We start from the raw sequence: 20676 nt of genomic DNA on the forward strand, positions 1-20676 counted from the left end.
TTTTAGGCGAACCGCTAACCACAGACGTGGGGGAGTGTGATTGTTATAGAGGCACCCCCACCCGGCCGGTTTGTTAGCTCGAGCTTTCCGCCATGTGCGGCGGCTATTGCCCGAACAACGGAAAGACCGAGACCCGTTCCACCTGTATCCCGCGATCGTGACGTCTCTCCTCGCCAGAACGGACTGACATCAACGGCACACATCTCAACAGGAAACCCGGGGCCGCGATCTGTCATCTGGATTTTATGGCTGCCGTCTTCCAATTGTTCCAATTTGCATTGCAAGATTGCGCCCTTCGATGCGTAGCGACAGGCATTTTCGACGAGCGCGAGGATTGCTTGTCTAATGCGATGGGCGTCGACATTTGCGATGCTCGACCGCAGTTCCGATTCAGCACTAATGTTGCTCGCCTTCAACATTGGCCGAGCAGTATCAAGTACGCCATTGATCAGGAGCGCGAGATCAACCGCTTCCCGATGCATAACGAGTTGCTGCCCGATTGCAAGAGACAGGACGCGCAAATCTTCCACGATCCGCGACAGGCCCTCAGCCTGCATCAAAAGATTTACGAGGGTGTTTTTTTCCATGGGAAACACACCGTCAACCATGCCTTGCATTGTGCCCCTGAGTATCGTCAGAGGGGTCCGCAACTCGTGCGCTACGGCCATATTGTTAAAACGCAGTCTTTTTTCCATCGTCTCCAGGCTAGTCGCAAGCGAGTTGAAGCTTTCAATGAGGCTTCCGATTTCTACAGTGCTTTTATGATTGCGTGTCATGCGAACGGAAAAATCACCCGACTTCAGCCCTTCAGCGACTACCGTCAATTCTTCCAACGGTCTGGCAATCTTTCGGGCGAGATAAATGCCAATTGCACTGCAAATCGCTGCCGACAGCAGACCAGAAACCAAAACTGAAACATAAAGGTTCCAATCGAGTGGTTCTGAAAATCCATTCAAATATTCAAAAAGTACCTTTAGTCCGTCGCGGTCTGGGACGATGCCGGAATTGAAATCGCGATAAGCTGCCGCAGCATCCGCTGGTAGCTGCTGCAAGAGCCCTTCCTCGAGATAGTTGGAGTACCAATTTACACCGAGATAGGCCAGCCCGACACTTAGCAGAAGCATCGCGGTTATGATGATCGCGGTTAATGTTGCAAGCGATAAGGATGGAAACTTCATTTGGGGTCACAAAAGCGGTAGCCGATGCCTCGCACCGCAGTAAAAAATCCCGCTTGTCCCAGGTCTTCGAGCTTTCTTCGAAGGTTTGAGATATGAGTGTCTACTGTCCGTGCGAGAGCGTCGCTTTCCGGAAGACATGCATCCAGAATATCGCCGCGCTCGAAAGCGTGTGTTGGACGGCGGATCATGTAGGCAAGAATACGAAACTCACTGAGTGTTAGTTGGAGTGCGGTACGACTTTCATCATGATAAACGAATGCTGAATACGATTTAAAATCGACTTCCAGGGCACCAAACCTGCGAACGGCCTCTTGATGGACGGCGTTCGTTCGGCGAAGCACTGCCTTAACGCGAGCAACCACTTCCTGAGGGTTGAAAGGCTTGAGAATATAATCATCAGCCCCAAGTCGCAGGCCACTCAGGCGGTCCAGATCTTCAGCCAGAGCGGTGATCATTATAACTGGCGTGTTGTCCGACTGCCGCAGCCGTCCAAGGACAGCAAAGCCGTCAAGTTTTGGCAGGCGCACGTCCAGCAGAACCAAGTCCGGAGATAACAGGCTGTGATGCTGGAGCGCGGTTTCCCCGTCCGCCGCGCGCACCGTTCTAAACCCCTCGCTCTCTAGGTAGGCACTTAGGATTCGAGCGATATCTGGCTCGTCCTCGACAATCAGTATCAGACTATTCTCCACCAATGCCCCCGAATTTCACTTCTACAGCGCGTTTTTTTGCAATTGGGATTAGCTATGCCGGAGAAAAGATCGCCGTGCAATTTCCAAACCGTGTAATTTGCGTCGAGTTGTCCTGGTTCGACGGATCGCTGATCGGAACTCCATCATTTCTTGACAAACCACGTCCACAGCTCGGCCATAAAAATTGTTCGAGGCCGATCAAATGCGAGAACAGGCATCTCACCTGCGAAAAACGTCAGTTCACATGGGCGACGCCAATACAAAATCTCTTCCAAGCTGGGCGCCCCAGGTGGTATTTGTGCTTTTGGTATCGAGCGCACTATTTATTATGTTTCCCGCTATCGATTTGGCCGTCTCCCGCAGTTTCGCGCGTGGAGCCACGTTCCCTTTATCAGATAATCTTTTTCTTTTAGCGATACGCGATGCAAATCGTCGTTTTATGATCTATTTTTTGATTTTGATGACATTAGCAATTTTTCTTTATGCCCTTTGGCCCCAGAGATTTAAATTTGTACCTCCTCATAAAGCGTTTTTTGTTATTTTGACTTTTCTGCTGGGGCCTCTTCTCACTGTTCAGCTGCTCAAGCATTTTATTGGACGAGCACGACCACGTAGCCTGTTTGAATTCGGTGGAACTGCGGATTTTACACCCGTCTGGCAATATGCCGCCCAGTGTAGTCGAAACTGCTCGTTTCCTTCAGGTGAGGCCGCTACAGCAGCAGCAACACTGGCTTTGATTGTGTTCATCCCGGTGAGATGGCGGTTCCTTTCAATCGCACTGGTTTCGCCAGTCTTACTTTTCGCGTCCATTAACCGTGTATTATTTGGCGCCCACTTTCTTTCAGATGTCTTCGTCGCCTGGGGTCTGATGCTGTGTCTAATGGTGTGGCTTTGGAAGAAAGTTTCTGAAAATGCACGTAACATTGACGACTTGATCGAAAGCTTCGGGGTCAAGAGCGGAGGCACTGACTGAAGTTCTTATCGAGTGCACTAGAAAGCCAGGAGGCTTGCCTATGTTATTGGAATTTGCAAGTCCAACAGTCATGCTTTTGGCTTCAATCTCGCTCCAAATGGGTGCAGCTGGCGCGCTTTGCCAGCTCGATTGATTAGCTAGAGAGGCATGAGGGTTTCAGACTGGTAGAATATTCTACGTGAAGTTTCGAGCTCGACCGCCTATCCTTGCGGCAAAGCCGCTATAACGGTGACTTTGGAGTCAAAAAATATGTTCAGATTTAACTTTCGGATCGCAGTATAGGCGATGCTCTTTGACAGATCGACACAAATATCGTCGTAGTTTAATATGATCCGGTCAAGTGGGTAGACTGCTTTATAGACGGCTTCCTTCACACAGAATAATATGCGGTCAGCAAGAGCTGAGCTGTCATATTGACCGCAAATGTCTTCCGGTGTTCTCACCAGCGAGATTATATCCTCCGGTAAAGGACCTGCAGTTTCGATATCAATACCCAGACCCAGATAGTCTTTGTTCCGACCTATGACAGCGACGGCCATTTCGTCATCATGGGCAAGTGAACCAACAACGCCCTTTGGCCACAGAGGCTCACCGGTGGAAGACCTGAGAATCGAAAAATTATTGAACCCAATCTTAGCCAAAATCTGCCGTGATAGAACGCGCGCAGCGCCGCTCGCATCAAGTCGTTTCGTATTGTTGGCAGGAAGCGATGATTGTTCCTCAGGCCTGAGAAGCATCCTGTCATTTAACTGGATTGATCTCCGCCCCAAGAACACTTCGCTTGGAAAACAAGGGCTCAGTCCAAGCGACGTGATCGAACTATCCTTCAATGTTCATTCTCGCAATCATTTCATCATCTTCATCAAGGCCAATTTCGACAAAGCCAGCTTGCGCGTATAATCGGCTTGCTGGCAAATTCTCAGGATCATAGCAGACTGAAACTGATTTAATTCCTCCAAGCCCATTGATTTCGTCGAGAAGAACGCGCAACGCAGCCTTTCCGTAACCCAATCCCTGAAACGACTTATCGATCATGAAACGGTAGAGTTGCGCTTTTCCGGGCTCGCTGGTGGCATCATACATTAGAAAGCCCACCAAGCGTGCATCCGCCAAAATGGCTCGCGGCATTGCATCGTCGTCTTCGTCTGCCTCTAGCAAAGATTCAATGTTGCTGGCAACCCAATGGATTTGTTCCACACCTATCGTCAATGCGGAAACCTGCGACCAATTTTCATCAGTCACAGGCACAAGTCTGACGTTACTTTCCGCTGACGCCACCTTTTTCAGCTCACGGCCTTTTCTTCGTCATCGCAACACTACCCTTCTTATGAAGTTTTCCCGCATGGATGACATCTTTTATGACGATACCGTTCTCATCCACCGGCACAACGAACCGGTTCAGTTTAGCAGGATTTCCACGCCAAACTGAGTAAGCTTCCAACACTTCGCCTTTCATCACGAAGGAATCCACGTCCACAATAGAACCCTCTCCCATTACGACACCGTAATGCACAAATGCCGATGGGCCTAAGGTGCAGCCGCTACCGATACGGATAAAGTCGGATTTGAAAGCGCCCTCCTCTAATGAGTGAGGTTGAATAACCGACCCTTCATTGAGGGTCGCATCGTCACCGATTTCAACAAGTGAGCGCTCTGTCAAATTGGCTCCCCCGTCATAAATGCGTTTTCCTACCTTCACACCGAGCATTCTCAAAATGATCGGACGGAACGGCGTTCCCGCAAAGAGTTGTGTTATCGGAGAATCTGACAGTTTCCAATGGCGTTCATGTCGCCAGAACGCTTCGTCATAGATCGTCGTCATTCGTGGCTTGAGCCCTTTGAAGCCCAAAGAAAGTCTCTCGATAATAACATAGAACGGTATCGCAATTCCGGAGGTTAAGACCACGGCTGCGAAAAGTGCCTTATGTGTCCATGCATCATAGTAGTTAAGCGCACGGTCCCAGATCGCAATCGTCACAAATAACATCAACCATTGGCTCGCCAAAAACATCAATCCAGTCCGAAGATTGTGAAAGTTCTTGCGGCGCAGGCGGCGGAGGCGATCTTGTCCATTGATGTTAGCAATGAGTTCCTTATCTCGATTAACGATGCGTGGTATCTCGAACGATGGTGATCCCAACAGACCAACATTCTCACGGATAGCACCATCGATCGGCACCATCACCTTCGTTCCCAACAAGCAATTGTCACCGGTACGGCCATCTGGTGGGTAAAAGATATTGTTGCCGAAGTAATTGCGTTCACCGATTTTGGTATGCTCAAGGCGAAATGTTGCCGCCGACTTGTGCATGTTGATCATAAACAGCCCGTCAGACACCATTGTCTGAGTACCAATTTCGCAGAGAAGGGGGTTCTCTTGTTGTTGGTTGGTTCCGAAATTCGATCCAGTCTGCACGACTTTATTTAGGTTCCATCCGATCGCACGCATGTAATGGACGATGGCTGAACTGTCGCCAAACAGCAAATTGAGAAGACGCGAATTTCCGCTCAACTCCACCATCGACTGCAACCAGTAATGAAAGCCGTAAAGGGTGTAGGTACGGTTGGGCTTGAGCACAATGCTGACAAATCGTGGTACGACGACGGCGGCAATCAGTGAGACTGCGATCGCTCCAAATAGTGTAACAGTCGTACCTATCGCCACGATCCCGATCGTTTCCTGATAATCGTCACTCACATTCTGCCAATAACTATGAAAAAGCAGAGGAAATGGCGTAATAAGAGTGAACAAACCGACAAGCTGGACGATTTCAAAGGCAATACGACGCGTTTTCGACAAGGTGATGCTGCGAACCTTGCAATATTCAGCGTCCGTCGGCGTTGCTGGCGAACCATGCCAATGCTCACCGTCCGGGATGTATTGACCGCGCTGAAGGGAGGAAGCGTGTCCCAGCTGCGATCTGTTCCCCATCTTGGTGTCGATATCCAGGGTCGACCCCACCCCCACGAATGCATCGTTTCCGATCGAAACGGAACCCGTATGAATATAGCCGCTTTCCGCGCGGTAGCCCAAAATATTGGATTCTCTCCGCAAGATTGAGTTTTCACCGATGGAAATCAGGTCTGTACATACAGGAATTGCGCGACATTCAATGGCGGTATTTCGACCAAGCTTAGCACCCAAAAGCCGCAAATAGAGACTGTAAAGCGGATTGCCACGAAACAGGACGACTGGTGCGGTCCTTATTAGCGTCTTTACAACCCAGAAGCGGTAATAGCGCAAGCCCCAGATTGGGAACTTCTCTTCTTTCCAACGGCCGATGAGCAACCACTTTGCTGCGACTGCAAATCCAGTCATTCCAAAGAAGGAAGCACCGGCGAGCACGACGCAGCGGAAATATAGTTGGAAGGGCTCGTCAAGTTTTGCGTAGACCCAATCAAGGCCCTTGTCGAAAAACATTAGTGCGATATAGCTGTATACCGCATAAAAAGTGAGCTGCGCTGCACCACAAGTCCAGTAGATCAGGTTCGAAGCTTTATGCGTAACGCTTTGTTCGGTGACGGAAGCTACGGTCTGTTGTGGAAGATGAAGGTGTTTGGCAAGACCTGCAATAGATGGATGCAAGTAAATATCGCGCATCGATGCCATTTCCCATCCTTGTGCGGTGCGTAACCGGGCACAAAAGCGGGCCATTAACAGTGAATTGGCGCCGAGATCGTCAAAGAAATTGTCCTCGACGGAGACCTCATCCAGATTGAGTATCTCGGCCAAGGATTGCGCCATAAACCGCTCATCGTCGTCGCGAGGTGAGACAATGCTGCGTTCAGCAGATAGACGGACGTTCGTTGGTTTTGGCAGCCGACGAAGATCAGCCTTGTTTGCGACTGTCATCGGGATTGCGTCGAGTTCCTCCAGATAGGAAGGAACCATGTAAGAAGGTAAGCGCCGTTTTAACTCGCGTGCAATATCCGCACGGTGAACGGATGGGACCCCTGATTTTTGAGCATAGTAAGCAACAAGCTCGACACGACCTGGTTCCACCTCCCAAGTAGTGACTGCGGCCTGGCCAATTGAAGGATCGTCGAGGAGAACCGCTTCAATCTCACCAAGTTCGATGCGATATCCACGGATTTTGACCTGCGTGTCAATTCGCCCCCGGTATTCAATTTCGCCATGCTCATTGATCCGGCCAAGATCACCAGTTCGGTAAATTCGCTTCGAGGGATTATTTGGCAAGCCTATAAAATCGGGAATGAATTTTTGTTCTGTAAGATCTTGTCGGTTCAGATAACCGACAGCGAGCCCTATTCCAGCGATACCAATTTCACCCAGCTCATCTGGACTTGTCAGTTTTGATTCACTTGGATCAATAATGACGATTGAGTAGGTTGGCAGCGGCGTACCGATTGTTACAGCTTTGTCGGGTCTCAGAACGCCCATCGTCGCTGTGACTGTTGCCTCTGTTGGACCGTAGGTATTCAAAAGCAGGCGCCCGGGCTTTGTCCAACGGGCGACCAGGTTTAATGGGCAAGCTTCACCGCCCACCATCAGCAATCGAAGCTTAGGCACATCGCTTTCGATGGATGACAGCAATGTCGGACTGCATGCCATACAATTGATGTCATTTATGCGCAGAAAATCTGCTAGTTCTTCTCCAACCAAAGTCATTGGTCCCGGAGCCGGTATCACTGTCGCACCGGCAACAAAAGGAACCCAGTATTCCTCCGCAGAGAAATCAAAGGCAATCGTCATTCCGTGATAGACGCGATCGCTTGGAGTATAGCCATATGATAGAGCTGCAACGCGGAGAAAATTGCAGAAACTTTGGTGACGGATGGCAACGCCCTTTGGACGACCAGTCGTCCCGGAGGTGTAAAGTATATAACAAATCTGGTCTGGATTTGCTGTTCTCTCCGCCACATCGAGCCGAGCGCTTGAATATTGGGAAATCTCAACGGAGCAATTATCGACCAAAAGATGAGGGACCGGCATCGTATCCACTCGCATGCTATAGGCATGAATGGAGATAACGAGCTTTACTTTGGCATCCTCGATGATGAGCGCCATACGATCGTCAGGAAAAGCAGTGGCAAGCGGAACGTAAGCTGCACCAGCTTTCATGACGGCCAACAAAGCTATGTAAGTATCAGCAGACCGATCGAGCAGCAAACCAATCCGGTCACCCGGTTGAACACCGCGTTCAATTAGCAGCCGCGCAAACTGATTGGAGCGTTCGTCCAGCTCTTCGTATGTCCAGCTGCGCCCGTCAGCAATTACAGCGCACGTATCGGTATATTTGTCAGCAAGCTCTTCAAAGAAAAGATCCAGCCGCTCGTCAATCAACGCAGGCCGTGGAAAGTCGGCTCCGAGCAAAATCTGCTGCCCGTTACCAACCCTGTTTGGACCTGCCTCCTGTTGGGCGTTTTGGTAATCGCTTAATTCATTCGCATTCTGTGTTGCTGGAAACTTGTTTGATCCAGCATCATCAATACCATGGCTCATATTTCTTACTCACTGACCGAAGGTCGCGCATCGCCGGGCATTCGTACGCGTTAGCTTAGACACCTGGGTTCCTCAGGTATGGTCTATCGTCGGACTGTGCACAGCGGCTCATAGACCGCTTTTCGCGGCTAGCGCTGTATCAAATTCTAGAAAATATGAAAGTGACATTATCTTTACTAACAACATTGCCTGGACGGTGTTGCAGATTGGTACGGAACTGTCTGACCGTGTTCGTATGAGTGGGTTGTCGTTCATCGAAAACAACCGTCAAGAGCCAACAGCAAACCGTGAGGAAAATACTGCTCCACGGGTGCGACTAGGACGCGCAGCAGTTTATGACTATGTGCTCATATGATCGGTGACACAGAAGGTTGCAACGACACAATAGCTTGTCGGCTGTATGTCCCTTGCCCAGGAAAGCAGATGCCTCTACTGTCGGCTGCGGAGGTCGCACGCTCATTACAATGTACCAATTTCTTAAAAATCACATAAATATTGGCTGGGGTGCGTCCGTCTCCCTCGCGACACATCTTCTGCTCGCTATTCTTTTATTCTACACCCCTTTTTGGCGATCAGTTTCTGAAGTTTCTCAAGAAGTTGATGTCCAGCTTGTTCCTCCGGCAGTTCAAAAACCTGCCCCTGAAGAAGAGAAAATGTCTCAAGCGCCCATGCCGCAAGCATTCGAAAGCGCGAGCAAAGAGCAATCGGAAGAGTTGAGTGAACCGGAGCCTCTAGGTAATAACGCCGCATCGCATGTGGCGAGCCCCCTGGCACCTCAGCCGAATCCGATTGAGCGGGGCGCGGCTTTAGAACCACAGGCACAAGGCAACGAAGCAACAATGCCTCCGACCAGCGCAACAACTGATGGCGCTGCTCACAATGCTGAGGACGGGCAGCGACCACCTTCGAGCGCAGCAAAGCCGGCAGCGGCCAATGCTTTGGATAAGCTTGAGCGAGCACGCAAGATTTATTCAAAGGACGCGTTAAACAATCCGCGGGTGAAGCAAGCACTCGGAAAGCTTCCCTTTCGGGATCGCCTGGTCCAGATTTGTGGTATCGAAGCATTAGAGCAAGTCCGTAACCATCGATCTGGATCATTTCCGGATATGCTCGCCCCTGACGGAGGCATAGTTGCTCAGAACAGTTTCACCATAAGGGATGGTGCCTTTCGTAGCAAAGGAACATGGTATTCAATCGACTTCCGCTGCCTGGTTGATGATGACGCTATGGAAATCAAGAACTTCAGTTACGCCATCGGCAAAGCGATTCCGAGGGCTGAATGGAATTCACGGCAACTACCAATCGATTGATACAGGTGGAGGATCTCATCGATTGTTCATCGATTGACCGATCCGGCATGACCTCGTTGGTCAATGCATCTCATCAACGTGCCAAAACAAGATCATGAGCATTTGCACCATCCCAACCCAGTTTGATGTTACGAGATTTCGCAGCTTGAGAATGTGTCTGTTCAAGCTGCGAACACTTATCACCCAAACTTGCAGCACAATCCTTCTCCGTAGTGGCACAACCCGCAGAACTTAGCGATATTACCAGCGCAATTAGTATTTTGACTGTCTTTATCATTCTATTACTTCCGTATAATTTAATTTACGAATCCTATTGATAGATGTTTTTGGATCGATTCATTTATATTTTGTTCGCTTTCCTGATTTGACAATTTCTACTAGATATGTGAGCGTTTACTCACATTGTCTACTCGCTTTCAGGAGATGAATTTTGACGACCAAAATTTTAACAAAACCCAGGAAAACCGCGTCTCAGAAGCGATCACAAGTAACAGTTGAGGCGATTTTGGATGCGACTGCTCGCGTTTTAGTACGGGAAGGCTATGCCCGGGCGAGTACAAATAGGATCGCCCTTGTCGCAGGTGTCAGCATTGGTTCTCTTTACCAGTATTTTCCCAGTAAGGAGGCATTGGTTGCAGCGCTAATCGCCCGTCACAATCGAGACATGCTTATTCTGCTTGAAACCTCTATGCGCCAATGTGCCAAAGATGATCTGCCGACTGCGATGCGGGAGCTCATTCGTGCAATGTTCGCGGCCCACCGCGTTGAGCCTGAGCTACACAGGATCCTGAAGGAGGAGGTTCCAAGGATAGGAAAACTCGCAGAAGTGGAAGACATCCGAAAAACGACTTTTGAACTCGTCAGGCGCTACATGGAGGAGTGCAAGGATGAAATTCACTTAAAGGATCTTGATACTGCAGCATTTATTTGCGTAACGGCCGTAGAAAGCTTAACGCATGCGCTCATCATCAATGAATGCGGCCATCCCCTCTCGGACGAGGCCGATATCGTCGAACATTTGACACGGCTCATTGCAGGTTACCTGGGCCAGGCCCCTTCTCCCGTGCGTCCGATACTCAAAGTTGAGGACAAGCCGAGCGAAAGCTGATTTGAATAATCAGCTGCCCCGGCACATCACTGCAAAGATGGAATGACTTGGCATCTTGCCAATGACAACTCAAGGTCAGCCATTTAATTGTTGCTTAGCTCGGAAGCCCCAGTAATGGGGCATCCGGTGCGTTGCAGAGGCATTGGACTTGAGAAGCGCCTTTATTCGTGGAGCTCAACGAGTTCACTAACGTTCTCAGCAACTGATCTGGCCTGAACTTGACCGTTATTCGGTCGTCGCTGCATTGATATCAGCCAAATTTGCGACGATTGCTGCAGCCTCATTTTGCAGCGCATCCTTTACAGTGGTTCGAGCCTTTTCGATTGCGAGATCGGCATTGAGGCTTCGCTCATTTGCCTGCAAGCCGTCATCCTTGCTGGCATCAAGTTCACCTTGGTTCTCACCACGGGCAGCCAGACGTTCCGTTTCCTTGTTGATTTCGTCGCGACGGTCGGCTTCATTAAGCGATATCACTGTTTTTTCACGCTGTGCCTTCAAGGCTGCAATATCTTCAACAAAGCGCTGATACTCTTTATCTGTTTTCACGCGCTCCTCATGTTTGGCTTGCAGCGCTGGCAAAACTTTGCTCACATCGCCAAAAAGCCTGTACTTGGCGGGATCAACTTCGCTCCACGGCAAGGCGTTTTCGAAACTCGATTCCCCTGTGGTCTTGATATCGAACGTGCCGGGCAAACTTATATCCGGGGTGACGCCGCGCAACTGGGTAGTGCCGCCATTCACGCGGAAAAATTGGGCAATCGTGAACTTCAATTCACCCAACTTCGGGTCTGGGTTCTGCACGACTTCGTCTAGATTGACGACTGTCTGAACTGTTCCTTTCCCAAAACTTGGTTCTCCAATGATAACCCCGCGGCCGTAATCCTGGATAGCGGCTGCAAAAATCTCGGATGCCGATGCCGATCCTCGATTAATAAGGACTCCGAGCGGTCCGCTCCAAAGTGGCTTGTCGAGATCGTCACTTTCAACCTTAACTTCACCTTTCGCGTTACGCTGCTGTACGACTGGGCCCTTTCCGGTGAAAAGTCCGGTAAGATCAATCGCCTCAGTTAATGAACCTCCGCCATTGTTGCGCAGGTCGAACAAGATACCGTCAATATTCTCCGCTTTAAGCTCGGTGATAAGTTTGGCGACGTCACGACTGGCGCTTTTGTAATCCTTGTCTTCCTTCCGGCGGGCTTCAATATCTTCATAGAAGGCTGGAAGCGTGATCACACCAATCTGACGCGTGAGATTTCCGTCCTTGATCGGCAAAATGGTCTTTTTGGCAGCCTGCTTATCCAGGCTGATTTTATCGCGCACCAGGTTAATCACGTAGTGTTTGCCATCTGGGCCGGCGTCTGCTGGCAGAATATCAAGGCGTACAACCGAACCTTTGGCGCCCCGTATGAGCTGAACAACCTCATCAAGGCGCAGACCCACGACTTCTTTAATTGGGCCGGTTTCGTCCTGTCCAACGCCGACGATACGGTCTCCGACAGCAAGTTTTCCAGATACTTGGGCCGGTCCGCCTGCCACAAGCTCGCGAATGGTGGTGTATTCATCGCGCTCTTGAAGCACTGCGCCAATGCCGACCAGCGAAAGCTTCATCGAAATATCAAATTCGGCAGAAGCCTTCGCGCCAAAATAATCGGTATGGGGATCCACTGAGGTCGTGTAGGCCGCCATAAAAATCTGAAAGACATCCTCCGCTTTCGTCTTATTGGCGCGCGCGAGAGTGTTTTCGTATCTTTTATTGAGAGTTTCACGGATAGTAGCGTCATCCTTGCCGGCGAGCTTTAATCTCAACCAGTCGTTCTTGACGCGTTTCCGCCACAAATCGTCCCGTTCTGCTTCTGTGGCCGGCCATGCAGCTTTGTCGCGAACAATCGTGTAGTCTTCTTGTTCGTTAAAATCGAACCCCTTGTCGAGGAGGCTACGGGCATAGTTCATCCGATCAACGATACGTTGGCTATAAATGTTGAAGATTGCGAATGGAATACTGAGATCTTCTTTGTTGATAGCGTCATCGAGCTCTGCGCGGCCGGTCTTGAAACTGTCGATATCGGCCTTCAAAAAAATCAACCGGTCAGGATCCAGCGAGTCAATGTATCGATCCATGATTTTCGCTGACAGATCGTCATCAAGCGAAACGGGCTTGTAATGAAAGCGCGATAGAAACTCGGCAGTTATACGGGCAGCCTGAAGTTGCTCGGGCAATGGCTTTAATTCTGGCGATGATACGGCTTCAAGAGCATAGGCTGGAGAAGCAAGCATTGCGACGCACAGAAGAAGAGAGGCAAACTTTTTATGTATCAACGTGAATTCCGTTTTCTCGAGGCAGACGATTGCGGTCATAATATCTGGAACAATTATGGTCTTTTAGCAACCGGCTGTCACCCCGCCACTGACCTACGTTTTTACGCTATCGAGAAAAAGTTACCGAAATCCAGTACCACTTAGACCTCCGGCAAAGGAGTGTCGAGGCTCATTGCATGGTCGAGAACACGCTGCAGGTTTGCGGCATGGCTGAAATTGGGTTCCGAGCCGACACCATCACCAACAGCACGTGCGAACCGTTGATAATTTGTCTCGACAGGCTCGACTTCCAGATCTCGCCAAACTGGCGTTTCGATATCCTCCCCGGTACAGCCGCGCAAAGAGGAGCCGGTTGGCGTGTGAATGACCTCCAAAGCACCCTTGTCACCATGTATCCGCAGACGCAATTCATTCAGATGGCCCGTCGCCCACCGGCTTGCATGGATAACACCAAGGGCACCGTTCGAACATTCGGCCATCATGACAAAACTGTCATTTGCGTCCAGCTTATACTCGCCAATATGGTTATTGTCAGCCTTATCAAAAGTTTTGAGCCTCGCAGAGGCTCTTTGCACATCACTTCCGATCGCATAAGAGGCGAAATCGAGAATATGGATACCAACGTCGCCTAAAACTCCGTTGGAACCATGCCGCGTGGACAGCCGCCATAGCCATTTGCTTTCTGTTTTCCAGTCACCCCAAGTTTTGGAAACAAGCCAGCTCTGCAGATAAGAGGCTTCAAAATGGCGTATCTGCCCGATTTCGCCTGATTTAACGATTTGGCGTGCTTTCTGCAAAGGAGCAACATTGCGATAAGTGAGATTGACCATGTTCACTATACCGGCCTGCTCAGCAGCGTCCGCCATTTCGGCGGCTTTCTCATAGCTCTCAGCAAGCGGCTTCTCACAGAAAATATGCTTACCCGCACCGATCAGGATCATAGATGTCGGATGATGGATCGCGTCCGGGGTCACATTTGCAACGGCATCAAACCGGTTCCATGCGAGGACATCCTCAAGACGGGTGAAGCGATTGTGAATATCATGATTTTCGGAGAAGCCATCAACCCGTTCTGCAGAAACATCGCAAGCCGCAACTACTTCCACGCCGTCAATCGCTCTGAACGCCTCGACATGGTTCTTCGCCATACCGCCTGTACCAAGAATGAGAAGACGCATCAAACACCTCACCGATATCCGGCTTCGCCAGCTTCGTGCAGTTTTGGACCGCGTTCAACAATCGGTTCAAGAGCTTCATCAATTGGAACGTTCGGTGCCGTATGAATAGCCGTAAAAGCTGTCTGCTGATTATATGCCCATTTAACCGAGTTCCGTAGAACGGTTTGAACATTTGCATCGTGGTAAGTCGGATAGGTTTCGTGTCCAGGACGAAAATAAAAAATGTTGCCTGCACCACGGCGCCAGGTCATGCCGGATCGAAAGACTTCCCCGCCCGCAAACCAGGAAATAAATACTGTCTCCAATGGTTCTGGTACCGAAAATTGTTCACCATACATTTCCTCGTTTTCGAGAACAAAATTCTCCCCGATCCCGGCGGCAATTGGGTGTCCTCGATTGACAACCCATATACGTTCCCGCTCTCCAGCTTCACGCCATTTCAACGCGCAAGGTGTTCCCATCAGCCGTTTGAAAATCTTCGAGAAATGCCCTGAATGAAGAACTATAAGCCCCATACCTTCGAAAACCCGCTTTGCAACACGCTCGACGACGGCGTCGGAGACAGCGGCATGATCTTTATGCCCCCACCAAACCAGAACATCGGTATTATCTAGACGTTCCACTGGAAGTCCGTGCTCGGGCTCTTGAAGCGTCGCTGTTGAAGCCTCGATTGCGCTGTCTTTGTTGAGGGTGGCCGCGATTGTATTATGCATACCCTTTGGATATAGCGCGCGAACGGTTTCGTTGGTTTGTTCGTGAATATTCTCTCCCCATACAATCGTACGTATCGACACGAGCATTCTCCTTGCTTTGAGCTATTTCAAGCCCTGTGGAAATTCAGGATCGGGCCATCACTTTAGGCAGAGGAACCAACGCCTGAGGGAATTGGTTCCTAAATTACAAATAATTCATGGGCATATTCACGCGATTTGCGCCTTCCCATATTCATCAAAACGATGGATACGCTCACCCGTCGGTGAGACAGACACCATCTCGCCCTGCCTCCTCGCGGAGACACCCGCCTCGCGGACCACAAGCGGTTCGGCGCGTGATAGATCCACATAAATGAAGCTGTCCGATCCCAAGACCTCGGTATGCACAACTCGACCATTCCAGTGGCCTTCTTGAGAAACAATTCTAAGATGCTCAGGTCTTAAACCGACTGTATGTGCACCGAACGCCGCCGCATCCGCTCCATTGAGCAGGTTCATCTTCGGTGAGCCTATAAATCCGGCCACGAACACGGATTTTGGTCGCTCATAGAGCTCCAGCGGTGTGCCTATTTGTTCAACGCGACCGTCTCTGAGAACGCATATGCGATCGGCCAGCGTCATCGCTTCAACCTGGTCATGGGTAACATAGATCATAGTGGTCTGTTCCATACTTCTGTGTAAATTCGCGATCTCCAGTCTGGTGGCGACACGCAAAGCTGCGTCAAGGTTTGAAAGCGGTTCATCAAATAAGAAGACTTGTGGATCCCGAACGATAGCCCGTCCGATCGCTACCCTTTGACGTTGTCCGCCAGAAAGCTGACGGGGCAATCGCTTCATATAATCAGTAAGCTGTAGCATCTCGCACGCCTGCTGAATACGACGCGCACAGTCCTCCTTGTTCCGGCCGGCCAGTTTCATCCCAAATTCCATATTCTGGTAAACCGTCATATGCGGATAAAGAGCATAGGATTGGAACACCATCGCAATTCCACGCTTCGAAGGGCTGAGGCTGTTGACAAGCTTCCCGTCGATCGCAAGGCTGCCTGAACTAATTTCCTCCAGACCCGCAATGAGCCGCAGCAGTGTTGACTTTCCACAGCCCGAAGGCCCGACGAAAACCATAAACTCACCGCTTCGAATATCGAGATCTACGCCCTTGATGACTTCGAAATTTCCAAAAGACTTGCGCAGACCGCGCAGCTGAAGTTCTGCCATATCTTTTTACCCCTTTACGCCGCCCGCAGTCAGCCCTGACACGATCCGTCGCTGAAAGATAAGAACAAGAACAACGAGCGGTACCGTCACAACGACGGACGCAGCCATGATGTTGCCCCATGGAATTTCGAACTGACTGCTACCTGATAGCAGCGCTATCGCAACAGGAACCGTCCGCTGCCCTGACGAGGACGTAAAGGTCAGGGCGAAAAGGAACTCATTCCAAGCGGAGATAAATGCAAGCAATCCAGTCGTCGCCAATGCGGGCCACATGAGAGGCATGAACACCCTTGTGACGATAATCCAGGCCGAAGCACCGTCAACGATCGCTGCTTCTTCGATTTCGACAGGGAGTTCGCGCATAAATGTGGTCAAAACCCACACCGTGAACGGCAATGTGAAGATCAGATATGAGAAGATTAAAGCGAGCGGTGTGTTAAAAATGCCGAAGAAGCGAACGAGTTCAAAGAGGCCCGCGAGCACGGCTATCTGAGGAAACATAGAAACTGATAATATTGTGAGCAACAAAAGGCCCCGTCCCCGAAACTTGACCCGGGCCAGCGCATAGGACGCGGTAACTGCGAGCAGAAGTGATATGGCAACTACAATAGTCGCCACCAATAAAGAGTTGCCAAGGCTTTGCAGGAAACTGCCTTGCGACAGAACCTCCGTATAATTTCTCAAGGATAATGACGATGGCCAGAAGTCTGCCTTAAAGAGGGCAGTACCCGATTTAAAACTCGTCAAAAGCGCATAATAGAATGGGAAGACCGCTACGATCACAATGATTGCGACTAATGCGTAGAAGCCTACAGATTTGGCTATTCGCATGACTATTCTCCCATATGCCCGAGTTTAATCCGCCCGAACATCATGTAGAAAGCGGTGATGGCTGCGATGATAAGAAACAGCATCGTCGAGGCTGCCGCACCATAGGCAAACTTGTCGAAGTCGAAGAGGTTCTCGCGGGCGAAAACTGACATGCTTTTTGTTTGCGCGTTGTTTGGTGTGAGGACATAAACCAGATCGAAGATCCGCATCGCATCAAGCATTCGGAAGATCACTGCCACCATCAAAGCAGGCCTTATAAGGGGAAGGGTGATACGCCAAAAAACTTTGAGCGGATGGACCCCATCGATCTTGGCTGCCTCATAAATATCAGAGGGTACCATTTGCAATCCAGCCAGGATAAGCAACGCCATGAAAGGCGTCGTTTTCCAGACATCCACAATGAGAATTGCAATCATTGCGGTGTCGGGATTGGCGGTCCACGCGATTTTTTGACTGATGAAACCGAAATTCAAAAGGATGTGGTTCAATATACCGAATTGGTCATTGAGCATCCACGCCCACATTTTTGCCGAAACAATTGTCGGAATGGCCCAAGGTATCAAAATTGCAGCCCGCACCAGCCCGCGGCCGCGAAAGATCGCATTCAAAACGAGCGCTACGATCAACCCAAAGAAAGTTTCCAGGCTGACCGAAATAACAGTGAAACGGATTGTGTTCCATACAGCATCCCACCATGCCGGGTCGGCCAGCAAGCCTCGAAAAACAGTACGTCCGCTTTTCAGAGTAACCCAGGTGAGATAGTTCTTGAAACCTACAAACTGAGCGGTCGCAAGGTTTGTAAGGGATGCATCTGTAAAGCTGAAATATACCGTGCGAAACAATGGCCACCCAGCAACCAGCGCTAAGACGAATAAGGTAGGCCCCAGAAAAATCCATGCAGAACGGGTTCGCATATGCTGCAGATCTGATCGGCTTTGAGGCCTGCCTGTTGTACCACAGACATCAGCAGAAGGGTCTGTCATAATCTTCCTCAGCTTATATCGAGGTCCGGACAGGACTCAGTTCGAGTTTAGGCGAGGCCTGCCGAGGCGCCTCGGTGGGTTACCATGCGGAACCTTGAAGCTCTGTGAGTTCGACCTCGAGCATCTCCAAGTTTTCAGCAGCCGTTCCCCGACCGGAAAGGGTGTTATGAACCGCAGACCAGAATTTTGATGAAACCTCATTATATTTGACTTTTGTAGCCGCCGATGGTCTCGGCACCGCATTTTGGAAAATCGGTTTCCAGTGAGCCATGAAAGGCTGCGCGCTTAGAATATCTTTATCGTCGTAGAGGGCCTCAATTGTCGGTAATCGAGAAATTTCAACGGCCTGTACTTTTTGTACTTCTGGTGACGCCAGATATTTCACCAGCGCAATCGCGGGTTCCTGCTGCCGGGAATATTTCGACACTGCCAAATTCCAGCCACCAAGGGTCGATGATGGTGCGTCTCCCTCCTTCGCCGCTGGAAGCGGGGCGACATCGAACTTTCCTTTGACCGCGCTATCTTCATTGTTCCCCAATGCATAAGCATAAGGCCAGTTGCGCATGAAGACCGCATTGCCCGTCTGCCAAACACCGCGGGATTCCTCCTCCTGATAGGCAAGAACACCCTGCGGCGAGATGGTTCCAATCCATGATTTTGCACGCTCTAATGCAGCCGCTGCCGCTTCATTGTTGACCGAAATGTCGCCGTCCAATTCAACGACTTGCCCCCCTCCGGACGACTTGATCCATTCCAATGCGTTGCAAGTCAGCCCCTCATAGGCGTTGCCCTGAAAGACATAGCCCCAAAGATCTCCATTCCCTCCAGCGCGTTCTTTGTCCATAATTTCTTTTGCGGTCGTATTCATGCCATCCCACGTCCTGGGCACCGCCTTACCGTATTTTTCCAACAGGTCTTTACGATAGAACAGCGCTGGCGCGTCTGTGTAGAATGGCAGAGCCACCAACTTGCCATTTACCGTCTGAGACGCGATGATCGATGGAAAATGGCTTGAAGAAACATCCTTTGTAGCCTCCGTTAAGTCCAAAAACTGATCGGCAAGCTGCGGCGCCCAAACCACATCTGTCTGATAAACGTCGATATCAGCATTCCCTGCGGCAAACCATAATCGGTATTGGCTGAACTGTTCGCTACTTGATGGCGGCATGGAGACAATATGAACTTTGTTGCCTGTCGCCTTTTCAAATTTGGCAATCTGTTCCGTCAGAAATTGAATATTATTGCCGGTTGAATTTGCGGCAATCGAAATATCAGCTGCTTGGGCAAACGTGGTCACATAGCCGAATGCGACGCAGGCGATGAGTGCACCTTTTAAAGCCATCGTCCTTCTTTCCTCCCATCCACTCTACTGGCAGATTTCAAAAATCGAAAACGGTTTGGATCCTAAAAAGGTTACAGAAGCCCACTTTACTGTCAAGTCGCAGTTTAGTAACAGTAGATTTCTGGGAGCGATAATGAATTTAGTTATTGAAAATCATCTTGTTATGGCGACACGATCAAAAAGATCGAGTCCGATTGGCTCACAGCAAAAACTGCGTCCTAGATTTTTTTTGAAAACGGTTTGACTCAGTCACACCTTTCTAAGAGGATGGAAAACCGCTTCTCCTTGTGCAATTGTGAATAAGGAGCAACTCGTTATAATCGGCTCGGCAAAGCTACCCTCTGAAAACCAATAGACCAATGAAACTTCGCGAATTCGCCAAACTTATTCGGCTCTCCCCGACCACCGTCAGTCGCGCACTGAGCGGATATCCTGAAGTAGCAGAATCCACGCGTAAACGCGTAATCGCAGAGGCTGCAAGACTCGGATACCGACCCAACGTCAACGCAGTGCGTTTGGTGACGGGTCGAGCGGGCGCTGTCGGAGTGGTCATGGGACGCAACAGCGAGTTTCATTTCGCGGAATTCATGCGCGGGATGGCTGAGCGGCTTAGCCAGGACGAAGTTGATATTCTTGTCAGTCCTATTGCCAGTAACGGAACTGACGACGAGGTGGATATCTGTCGTCGTCTTGCGACCAGCCGACGGGTTGATGCCATTATTGTTACATCGCCAAAACCGAACGATGAAAGAATTCGTCTGCTCGATCAGCTCGGAATGCCATTTCTTGTCCACGGCCGTTCAGAAATCGAGATACCTCATGCTTGGCTTGATATAGACAATGACGGCGCGGTCTACCGATCAACTGCACACCTGCTTGACCTTGGTCACAGTCGGATAGCGATGATCAATGGTCGATATGGTTTCACTTTTTCACTTCATCGGGATGCGGGATATCGCCGCGCGCTTGAAGAGAGAGGGGTCTCTTTCGATCCCGCTCTCGTGGAGCATTGTGATTTTACCGATGAAGCGGGCTATCGCATCGCACTGAAGTTGCTAGACTCCGAGTTGAGACCAACTGCATTTATTGCCGGTTCGATGATGTCAACCTTGGGTATTTATCGTGCTGCACGTTCAGTCGGATTGGAGATCGGGAAAGACATATCTGTAGTTGCCCATGATGATGTCATATCCTTCCTAAGCGCTGACAATATGGTTCCTTCACTGACCGCAACACGGTCTTCCATGCGCTTGGCAGGAAAAAGATGTGCGGACCTTGTGATGGAGATGCTGGACGGAAGGATCGCCACAGATATTCAAGAGTTGTGGCCGGTGGAACTGATTTTAAGGGAGTCCGCTACCCGCGCTCCCTATTGA

Annotated in this window: 16 protein-coding genes; 4 read left to right on the forward strand and 12 right to left on the reverse strand. The window is 50.1% G+C overall.

Annotation, left to right across the window (positions count from 1 at the left end; genetic code table 11):
- Positions 1–14: 14 nt before the first annotated feature.
- Positions 15–1178, reverse strand: a complete 1164-nt coding sequence (locus KMS41_26455) for a HAMP domain-containing protein (GenBank protein QWK81355.1) — start codon at positions 1176–1178, stop codon at positions 15–17.
- Positions 1175–1867, reverse strand: coding sequence for a response regulator (locus KMS41_26460; GenBank protein ID QWK81356.1), 693 nt, complete (start codon positions 1865–1867; stop codon positions 1175–1177). Before KMS41_26460 ends, KMS41_26455 begins: the two co-directional genes overlap by 4 nt.
- Before the next feature lie 202 nt (positions 1868–2069).
- On the opposite strand from KMS41_26460, the gene KMS41_26465 reads away from it, so the two are divergent.
- Positions 2070–2840, forward strand: coding sequence for a phosphatase PAP2 family protein (locus KMS41_26465; protein QWK81357.1), 771 nt, complete (start codon positions 2070–2072; stop codon positions 2838–2840).
- A gap of 200 nt (positions 2841–3040) precedes the next feature.
- Here the strand turns inward: KMS41_26465 and KMS41_26470 are convergent, their stop codons facing one another.
- The 3 genes from KMS41_26470 to KMS41_26480 all read right to left on the reverse strand — a co-directional run bounded on the left by KMS41_26470 (position 3041) and on the right by KMS41_26480 (position 8304).
- On the reverse strand, positions 3041–3577 hold the full coding sequence (locus KMS41_26470) for a 4'-phosphopantetheinyl transferase superfamily protein (protein ID QWK81358.1): 537 nt from the start codon (positions 3575–3577) through the stop codon (positions 3041–3043).
- Between the two features lie 82 nt (positions 3578–3659).
- Entirely contained in the window at positions 3660–4082 is a 423-nt protein-coding gene (locus tag KMS41_26475; GenBank protein ID QWK81359.1) for a GNAT family N-acetyltransferase, read from the reverse strand.
- Between the two features lie 46 nt (positions 4083–4128).
- A complete protein-coding gene (locus KMS41_26480) occupies positions 4129–8304 on the reverse strand; it encodes a non-ribosomal peptide synthetase (protein ID QWK81360.1) in 4176 nt (1391 codons plus the stop codon).
- A 464-nt stretch (positions 8305–8768) separates the two neighbouring features.
- Between KMS41_26480 and KMS41_26485 the strand changes: the two genes are divergently transcribed.
- Positions 8769–9614: a DUF930 domain-containing protein gene (locus KMS41_26485; GenBank protein QWK81361.1), complete on the forward strand. Its 846-nt coding sequence runs from the start codon at positions 8769–8771 to the stop codon at positions 9612–9614.
- 430 nt (positions 9615–10044) lie between these two features.
- On the forward strand, positions 10045–10722 hold the full coding sequence (locus KMS41_26490) for a TetR/AcrR family transcriptional regulator (GenBank protein ID QWK81362.1): 678 nt from the start codon (positions 10045–10047) through the stop codon (positions 10720–10722).
- A 225-nt stretch (positions 10723–10947) separates the two neighbouring features.
- Here the strand turns inward: KMS41_26490 and KMS41_26495 are convergent, their stop codons facing one another.
- The 7 genes from KMS41_26495 to KMS41_26525 all read right to left on the reverse strand — a co-directional run bounded on the left by KMS41_26495 (position 10948) and on the right by KMS41_26525 (position 19300).
- The gene (locus tag KMS41_26495; GenBank protein ID QWK81363.1) at positions 10948–13077 is read right to left on the reverse strand and encodes a carboxy terminal-processing peptidase; all 2130 of its coding nucleotides are present in this window, start codon (positions 13075–13077) and stop codon (positions 10948–10950) included.
- A gap of 101 nt (positions 13078–13178) precedes the next feature.
- Complete coding sequence (locus KMS41_26500) at positions 13179–14216, reverse strand: Gfo/Idh/MocA family oxidoreductase (GenBank protein QWK81364.1); 1038 nt, start codon at positions 14214–14216, stop codon at positions 13179–13181.
- Positions 14217–14224: 8 nt separating this feature from the next.
- Positions 14225–15010, reverse strand: a complete 786-nt coding sequence (locus tag KMS41_26505; protein QWK81365.1) for a ThuA domain-containing protein — start codon at positions 15008–15010, stop codon at positions 14225–14227.
- 126 nt (positions 15011–15136) lie between these two features.
- On the reverse strand, positions 15137–16144 hold the full coding sequence (locus tag KMS41_26510) for an ABC transporter ATP-binding protein (protein QWK81366.1): 1008 nt from the start codon (positions 16142–16144) through the stop codon (positions 15137–15139).
- 6 nt (positions 16145–16150) lie between these two features.
- Complete coding sequence (locus tag KMS41_26515) at positions 16151–16975, reverse strand: carbohydrate ABC transporter permease (protein ID QWK81367.1); 825 nt, start codon at positions 16973–16975, stop codon at positions 16151–16153.
- A gap of 2 nt (positions 16976–16977) precedes the next feature.
- Entirely contained in the window at positions 16978–17958 is a 981-nt protein-coding gene (locus tag KMS41_26520) for a sugar ABC transporter permease (GenBank protein QWK81368.1), read from the reverse strand.
- Between the two features lie 79 nt (positions 17959–18037).
- On the reverse strand, positions 18038–19300 hold the full coding sequence (locus KMS41_26525) for an ABC transporter substrate-binding protein (protein ID QWK81369.1): 1263 nt from the start codon (positions 19298–19300) through the stop codon (positions 18038–18040).
- A 359-nt stretch (positions 19301–19659) separates the two neighbouring features.
- Here KMS41_26525 and KMS41_26530 point away from each other — a divergent pair, with 359 nt between their 5' ends.
- A complete protein-coding gene (locus KMS41_26530; GenBank protein QWK81370.1) occupies positions 19660–20676 on the forward strand; it encodes a substrate-binding domain-containing protein in 1017 nt (338 codons plus the stop codon).

This window comes from Ochrobactrum sp. BTU1, assembly GCA_018798825.1.
Classification (GTDB): domain Bacteria; phylum Pseudomonadota; class Alphaproteobacteria; order Rhizobiales; family Rhizobiaceae; genus Brucella.